Source organism: Pseudocolwellia agarivorans (assembly GCF_002000085.1).
GTDB lineage: Bacteria > Pseudomonadota > Gammaproteobacteria > Enterobacterales > Alteromonadaceae > Pseudocolwellia > Pseudocolwellia agarivorans.
The window spans coordinates 1-1,111 of the sequence record NZ_MUZU01000040.1 but is presented as its reverse complement, the minus strand read 5'-3'; the positions used below and the strand labels follow the sequence as shown (position 1 = coordinate 1,111).

Here is a 1,111-nt window from a genome sequence, read left to right as displayed (position 1 = left end):
TTGTTGTACCATACACATAACAAGCAATTCAACAGGACTAAAAACAGTGGGCTGTCCGCTTCGCTTCCATTTTAGCCCACAATTTTTAGCCCGTTAATTGGGCGTTAGGTGCTATAGGAGTCACGGATGAGTCTTGGTAAATTAATCTGGCATGTTGGATGCGATGAATCAGGTATTGATGGGCAAGTCTATTATGGGTTTGGCTCTCTGTGGATGAAATACCAAAGACGAGGGGATTTCACTCGAATAATCCGTGAACTTCGTGAAAAGCATCGCATGCATGATGAAATCAAGTGGCAAAAAGCGCACAGTAAAAGGTATGCAGAGTTTTATTCCGAACTAATTGATATGTTCTTTAAAAATTCTTGGTTAGCATTCCATTGTATTGTTATTAGAAAAGGTATGGTCGACAAATCTTTTCATGATGGTGATTACGATTTAGCAATGAGAAAACACTTCACACAGCTTATTTCCGCGAAAATTAAGGCCGTGTTAAAAGCTCACCCTAATCGTGAATGTGAATTTCGAATTGAAGTAGATCCTCTACCATCAAGATATAAAAAAGCAGATGAAGCTTTTCATAAAATAGCTAACAGCATGTTAAAAAAGGAACTTGGTGGTGAAGCACTAATTAAAAGTGTAGTTACTAAAGACTCTAAGGATTCTGAGCATATCCAAATAGCAGATTTTTTATTGGGTGCTGTAATGAGTGCATTTCAAGGTAAAGCATCTTCACCTGCTAAATTGGCAGTAGCAAATAATATTGCTTCGTATTTGGGATGGGATAACCTTAAGCACGACACTTGGAATAGTGAAAGAAAATTTAATATTTGGTACTTCTTCGATCCAAGGTTTGGTTCACGAGAAATAAGTACAGAGAAAATCACATTAAAATATCCTCTGCCATTTCGCACCTAACAAGGGTTTTCAAGCAGGACAAATTACAGTTGGCTTTTTGTTCGTGCCTCACTTATTTTAGCCAACTGCAATTTGCCGCTTAAAACGGCGTTATATTTTCAGGGAGGAATGGGGTTGAGGATAGTTTTGTTACTTTATTTTGTATCCTTTTTCAGTAGCGCTATGTCATGTCATATCACTGATAAGCAATTTG

At 37.5% G+C, this 1,111-nt stretch carries 1 protein-coding gene; it reads left to right on the top strand.

The genetic code is table 11. The annotated features are described in order from the left end of the window. The first annotated feature begins 126 nt into the window (after positions 1-126). On the top strand, positions 127-918 hold the full coding sequence (locus tag B0X80_RS20220) for a DUF3800 domain-containing protein (RefSeq protein WP_077343698.1): 792 nt from the start codon (positions 127-129) through the stop codon (positions 916-918). Positions 919-1,111 lie beyond the last annotated feature (193 nt).

Excerpts from the sequence above, each read along its gene's own strand:
- B0X80_RS20220 (WP_077343698.1), top strand. The coding sequence starts at position 127 with ATGAGTCTTGGTAAATTAATCTGGCATGTTGGATGCGATGAATCAGGT.